We start from the raw sequence: 6811 nt of genomic DNA, 5'->3' as shown, positions 1-6811 counted from the left end.
AAAACCAGCCCAGAATTTAGGCGTACAGATCGAGGAAGGATTGCGATCGCGCATACTAGATGCCGTTAGCTGCGAACCCGGTTCTTTGCCTTTACTGGAGTTTGCCCTAACCTTGCTGTGGGAACAACAATGCAATGGTATCCTCACTCATGCTGCTTATGATGCCATTGGCGGTGTCGAACAAGCACTCGCCAGTTATGCCGAACAGGTGTACGCGGCACTCAAACCGGAAGCACAGCAACAGGCAAAGCGTATCTTTCTCCAATTAGTGCATCCCGGTGAAGGCACCGCCGATACTCGCCGCATCGCCACCCGCACCGACGTAGGACAAGACAATTGGAACTTAGTTACGCGCCTAGCAGATGCGCGTTTGGTTGTTAGCAGACAAGATGAGGCAACCAGGGTTGAAACCGTCGAAATCGTCCATGAAGCGCTGATTCGAGAGTGGCAACGCTTGCGCCAGTGGCTAGAAGATGACCGCAGCTTCCGGACTTGGCAGGAGCGATTGCGGATAGCTTTGCGACAATGGGATAGCCAGCAAGATGAGGGTGTACTGTGGCGAGGTGCGCCGTTATTAGAAGCCCAACATTGGTACGCCGAACGTTCGGCGGATCTGAGTTCAACGGAGCAAACTTTTATACAGGCAAGTTTGGCACTGCAAGCACGAGAGCAGAGAGTACGCGATCGCCAACGAAGACAAGTTATCCTGGGACTCACGAGCGGTTTGATAGGACTAGGATTGCTAGTGGGAATTGCCACAAAGCAATGGCAGCGAGCCGAAACGGGTGAAATCGATGCCCAACTCAATGCTTTAAGTGCCTCCTCAGATGAACTCCTAGCCTCAAATAAAGAACTAGAAGCATTGCTGGAAAGTTTAAAGGCAGGTAGACAGCTACAACAATCTATCGAAGCCAAACCCGATACCCGCATTCGAGTGGTAACGGTTCTACAGCAAGCAGTCTATGGCGTCAGAGAGTATAACCGTCTGGAGGGACATCAAAGAACAGTCATTAGCCTCAGTTTTAGCCCGGATGGTCAAACCATCGCGTCTGCCAGTGATGACGGTACAGTTAAACTTTGGCAACGGGATGGCAGGCTGTTGACGACGCTGGAAGGACATCGAGACAAGGTAAAAAGCGTCAGCTTCAGCCCAGACAGCCAAATGGTGGCTTCTGCAAGTTATGACAAAACGGTGAAACTCTGGCACCGGGACGGTACACTCATAACTACTCTCAAAGGGCACGCTGGCAAAGTCAATAGCGTTGCTTTTAGCCCAGATGGTCAGTTTCTCGCCTCTGCCAGTGCGGATAAAACGGTGAAACTTTGGCGGCGGAACGGCAGCCTAATTGTTACCTTAAAGGGTCATCGCTCTTGGGTAACAAGTATTCACTTCAGCCCAGACAGCCAAACCTTAGCGACAGCTAGCACCGACAAAACAATTAGACTGTGGCACCGCAATGGTAAATTGCTAGGGATTTTAAAAGGACATACCGCTTCAGTTAATAGCGTCAGTTTCAGCCCCGACGGTCAGACTTTGGCTTCTGCTAGTGCAGATACTACAGTGAAACTCTGGCGTCAGAATCGGAGTCTGGGAGGTTTTGAAACTCGTCCCTACAGAACTTTCACCGAACACAAGGATCTCGTTTGGGCGGTTAGTTTTAGCCCAGACGGTCAAACCGTGGCTTCTGCCGGTGCGGACAAAACGGTGCAACTCTGGCGTCTGGATGGCACGCTTGTTTCTACTCTCAAAGGACACAGCGCTTCGATTTACAGTGTGAGTTTCAGCCCCGATGGTCAGAGTTTGGCTTCTGCCAGCGCCGATACTACAGTTAAACTTTGGCACCCTAACGCTGAGAAACTTCCCACTTTGCAGAAGCATGATTCTGAGGTGCGGGGTGTAAGTTTTAGCCCAGATGGTCAGACTTTGGTTTCTGCCAGCGCCGACAAAACAGTGAGGCTTTGGCATCAAGACGGGAAGCTGCTAAAAACTCTCAAAGGACACAATGGGGAGATTTCCAGCATCAGTTTTAGCCCGGATGGACAGACGTTTGCTTCAGCGAGTGCTGACAAAACGATAAAATTGTGGCACAAAGACGGCACGCTTCTGAAGACCTTCCAGGGACATACTGCTAGTGTCTTGAGTGTTCGTTTCAGTCCAGATGGTCAGACTTTAGCCTCAGCGAGTGCTGACAGAACTGTGAAACTCTGGAATCGGGATGGAACTCTACTGGATACCTTGATCGGACATCAGGAATCGGTAACAAGCGTGAGTTTCAGCCCGGATGGACAGACTTTAGCTTCTGTGAGTGCTGACGAAACGGTGAAGCTTTGGCATAACGGAAGTTTGCTCAGCACTCTACCGGGACATAGTGCTGGTATTTTAGATGTCAGCTTCAGTCCCAATGGTAGTACCTTAGCTTCTGCCAGTGCTGATGGAATCGTAAAACTTTGGAGCAACGGTCAGTTGCTCAAAACCTTAACTGGGCATACCAATCGAGTCAATAGCATCAGCTTCAGCCCGAATGGTCAAACTCTAGCTTCTGCCAGTTCTGACGGAACGGTGAAACTCTGGAGCCTGAGTGGAAAATTGCTCAAAACCCTACGTGGGCATACTGATAGCGTTTTGGGGATAAGTTTTAGCCCAGATGGTCAAACAATCGCTTCAGCTAGTAGCGATCGCACGATTATTTTATGGAATTTGGATCTGGATGCCCTACTGGTTCTAAACTGTGCCTGGATGCGGGACTATCTGCAAACACAAAGCCTGTCGATTTGCCAGTAAAGTTGTACAAAATCCAGGTTAATTGCGATCGCGATATCTGCCTCTTTGTTGCTTCCCAATTCCTCTGGCTTAAAATCAACAGTTCCCCAACTGAATACACCGAAATGCCAGACCCTCTCAAACTGATACAAGATTAATGACCTCAGACAGCACTTATCTACAAATCAAGAATTTCGCAATTGGAGAATCTGCGAGTGTAGCCAAGAATTGCTCTTCCTTCCCAGAATCTTGCATTACTACAGGTGCCAGTCATGCCGTTCAAAGTTGAAGTAGTTCCACACAATCTACAGTGGCGAGATGCGTTTGAGGCTGAGTCGCAGCAAGTTGCTGAGGCAATGGGTGAAAATATGGTTGCAATACATCATATTGGTAGCACGGCAATTCCTAATATTTACGCAAAGCCCATTATCGATCTGCTGGTTGAAGTGAAAGACATTTCTCGTGTAGATGAGCAGAGTGCATCAATGGAGTCACTGGGTTATGAAGTGATGGGTGAATATGGAATTCCCGGTCGGCGATTCTTCCTTAAGAATAGCCAAGCAGGTATCAGAACACATCACATTCATACATTCGAGATTGGTTCAGCACAGGTAAAGCGTCACTTAGCATTTCGAGATTACATGATTGCTCATCCTGACGATGCACAGCAATACAGTAACCTTAAGCAGAAATTAGCCGAGATGTATCCCGATGATATAGAGGGATATATGGACGGGAAAGACGACTTTATCAAAACCATTGACCGAAAAGCAGCAGGGTGGCGTGTGTCTTCAGTAAATGAGTAACAGTGTCCCTATCCAGACTTATATTTTGTTCGCGAGGAGAAACCTCTATGAAATCCCATATTGCGATCGCTGAACTTAGCTATTAGGTATCCAGTAAACCATCTGAGGGTTACGAACATGGCAGAGAAGAAATCTTTGATTTTGCGGCGTCAACAAATTGAAGACAATATGCAAACATTCTCACACCCCTGGAATCCGAAATCCGAAATCTCAGGGACACAAATGGGGCGAGCGCTCGGACTAAAGCGCACCGGAGTCAACTTTGTAAAAGTCCCTCCAGGAAAGGAATCCTTTGTATATCATTCCCACTACCGCGAGGAAGAATGGATTTACATCCTATCGGGCAGCGGAATTGCGGAAATTGACGGCGAAGAATTTGAAGTTGGTGCAGGAGACTTCATGGCATTCCCGACTCCTTCGGTAGCTCATCATTTGAGGAATGCAGGTGAGGAAGACTTAGTTTATCTGGCGGGAGGAGAAAACCTCGATATAGAAATTGCCGATTTCCCGCGCCTTGGAAAACGCATGTTTCGCCGTGAGGATGCTATTGAAATCTTTGACTTAGAAGATGCTAAACCGTTTGGATCATTAGACACCGAATAACGATGAGTTGCGTACTCGAAACAAGTAGATTACAGCTTCGACCCTGCCAGATCGAGGATATTCAACTCATTCACACGCTTTGGACGAGCGATCGCGTCCGGTCTTTCTTATTCGACAACCGGGTAATCTCGTCTGACGAGGCAGAATCTTTCGTTGAGGACAGCATCGCGAACTTTGAACAGCATGGGTACGGACTCTGGCTAATCTTTATGCGCGACCTTGAATATCTTGTTGGCTTTGCTGGCTTCTTGCCTTCAGAGGAAGGGACTCCCAGTTTAATCTACGGAGTTCATCCCGATCGCTGGGGATATGGTTACGCAACAGAAGCAGCTAGCGCTGTATTGGGTTATGCTCTGGACACGCTTTCCCTTCCCAAGGTGAGGGCGGATGTGGACGAACCAAACATTGCGTCTGTGCGGGTGCTTGAGAAGCTAGGGATGAGGCAAACGGGACGGGAAGTCGTCAACGAGCATCCTCTTCTTTACTTTGAAAAATCGCGATCGCTTTAAGCAGTGCAGAAATTCATCGCGATCGCAAACTACGATCTGCAATGTCTGCTTGTCACCCAATCGGGTGAGGTGTTATTTCCGCAAGTTCTTGTAGTATGCCTGTAGTAAAGCGCAACTTAAATTTCCGGAATTACGGCAACGTAGGCATCTCAGCTAATTTTATGATTACTTTAACAATGCGTCCTTATGCAGGGGAAGCGGATTTAGAAGCGATCGCTCAGTTGATCAATTCCTGCGAAGCGGTCGATAAACTTGACGAAGGCATATCTGTATCTGAACTGCGACAGGAATTTAAAGCACCTTCATTAGACAAAGCACGCGATCTTTGCCTCTGGGAAAACTCTGACGGTAAGCTGATTGGCTTCGGACGAATGTGGATTCCCCCTGATGGCGAAATCATCGAAGGCTACATTGGTTTCCACGTTCACCCAAGCGATCGCGGCGTTTATCTGGAAAAACAGATCGTCGCCTGGGGTGAGGAACGGATGCGCGAAGTTAGCAAAGAACGCTGCATGAGTGTTAAGCTGCGCTCCAGCGCTCGCGAAGACCAAGCCGAACGCATCGCTTTCTTAGAAAGTTGCGGTTTCACTGCCGATCGGTACTTTTTCACCATGAGGCGATCGCTGGATGAACCAATACCACAACCGCAGTTTCCAGCAGGTTTCACCATTCGCCAAGTAGAAGTTGAACAAGACGCAGAAGCGTGGGTGGAGATGTTTAACCAGTCGTTTATCGACCATTGGAATCATCACCCTTTAACTGTGGAGATGCTTAAGTATTATCTAAGCGACCGGGATTACAAGCCGGAATTAAACTTGATTGCGATCGCTCCTGATGGGACTTTTGCTGCTTTTTGCCACAGCAGGATCTATACAGAGGAAAATGCACGCAGCGATCGCAAGGAAGGCTGGATTGCTGTACTAGGCACGCGGCGCGGCTTCCGTAAGATTGGGCTGGGACGAGCTATGTTACTAAGCGGGATGCATCGTTTGAAGGCTGCTGGCGTAGAGACAGCCAAGCTTGGCGTCGATGCTCAAAATCCTTCAGGTGCGCTGCGACTCTACGAATCTGTTGGCTATGCCACACTTCACACCCGCATTTTCTACGTCAAGGATGTGTAGTTGGACTCTTGCTAAAAAATCTTGCTGCCGAACTCTTGACAACTTTTGTAGTGTTTATGTAGTATAAAGTAGTGAAGCAAGAGAACGACAAGTTCATACATCATCTTGCTTCCAACTTTAAGGAGGTGTTCAAAATGGTTCACATTCGTTTTGAAGGTCGTTCTTACGACATTGAAGAAAAGCAACTAGGTGTAACGGATGGCATGAACGATAAATCCGTTAAGGAACGCCTTGCACAGCATTTTGATGTTAGAAGCGATCGCTTCCAATCCTACGTTGTCGATCGTCGTCCCAGTGGCGATTTAATTGTGCGCCCAGAAGCCGTCTACGGCTAAATAGTTTTGAGTTTTAAGTTAACTTGAAATTCAAAACTCGAAATTCAAAACTCAAAATTATTACTGTCCCGCGCCCTAATTTGTGAAGCATACACACATTCCCGTTACGATCGGGGAGGTAGTGGGTTCGATTCCCACCAGATGCTCTATTATGCAGCTGTAGCTCAACGGATAGAGCGCCAAGTGATAACCGCTTTGCTAACTTGCGCGGGATTAGAATTCAATTTTTTTGCGAATTGATGTGAAAAGAAAGGCACGCGCCCTGATGTAAGAAGCATACAAATTGGTAACGATCGGGACACCGAATTGTAGGTTCGATTCCTACCCTCTCCGCTGCTTGGAGAGGTGTAAAAAAGCTTTTTTAACTTGTGCGTAGCCTCCCATATTTACACTAAATTTTGTGTCGCATCACTTCGTATCCTAACTTAGAAAGCTTACATACTAGCTCTGTGGTAGAGCAATCGACTATTAATCGATAGGTCGGGTTCAACTCCCGTTAACTATAGCTTTCTTAACTTGTACGAAGTGACAATTTTTTCCAAAACAGATTGCAAACTAAATAGTGCGTTTTATGGATACTCAGCTTTAAATTTTGTGTTCCGCGCCCTAACCTGAAAAGCATACACACATCCGCCTGATAAGCGGGAGATGTAGGTTCAATTCCTACCGCTGCCAT

6 protein-coding genes are annotated in these 6811 nt (G+C 47.5%); all 6 read left to right on the top strand.

Annotated elements, in window-relative coordinates; translation table 11 throughout:
• On the top strand, window positions 1-2782 hold a 2782-nt coding region (locus tag H6F50_RS08805; protein WP_190428396.1), incomplete at its 5' end, for a WD40 repeat domain-containing protein.
• Between the two features lie 251 nt (window positions 2783-3033).
• Entirely contained in the window at window positions 3034-3567 is a 534-nt protein-coding gene (locus H6F50_RS08800; protein ID WP_190428395.1) for a GrpB family protein, read from the top strand.
• Window positions 3568-3684: 117 nt separating this feature from the next.
• Window positions 3685-4170: a cupin domain-containing protein gene (locus H6F50_RS08795; protein WP_190428394.1), complete on the top strand. Its 486-nt coding sequence runs from the start codon at window positions 3685-3687 to the stop codon at window positions 4168-4170.
• 2 nt (window positions 4171-4172) lie between these two features.
• Entirely contained in the window at window positions 4173-4679 is a 507-nt protein-coding gene (locus H6F50_RS08790; protein WP_190412540.1) for a GNAT family N-acetyltransferase, read from the top strand.
• Window positions 4680-4840: 161 nt separating this feature from the next.
• The gene (locus H6F50_RS08785; RefSeq protein WP_190428393.1) at window positions 4841-5800 is read left to right on the top strand and encodes a GNAT family N-acetyltransferase; all 960 of its coding nucleotides are present in this window, start codon (window positions 4841-4843) and stop codon (window positions 5798-5800) included.
• A 134-nt stretch (window positions 5801-5934) separates the two neighbouring features.
• Window positions 5935-6135, top strand: coding sequence for a hypothetical protein (locus H6F50_RS08780; RefSeq protein WP_190428392.1), 201 nt, complete (start codon window positions 5935-5937; stop codon window positions 6133-6135).
• Window positions 6136-6811: the final 676 nt, after the last annotated feature.

The sequence above is a fragment of the Coleofasciculus sp. FACHB-712 genome (genome assembly GCF_014695635.1).
GTDB lineage: Bacteria > Cyanobacteriota > Cyanobacteriia > Cyanobacteriales > FACHB-T130 > FACHB-T130.
This window is presented reverse-complemented; position numbering and strand designations above follow the sequence as displayed.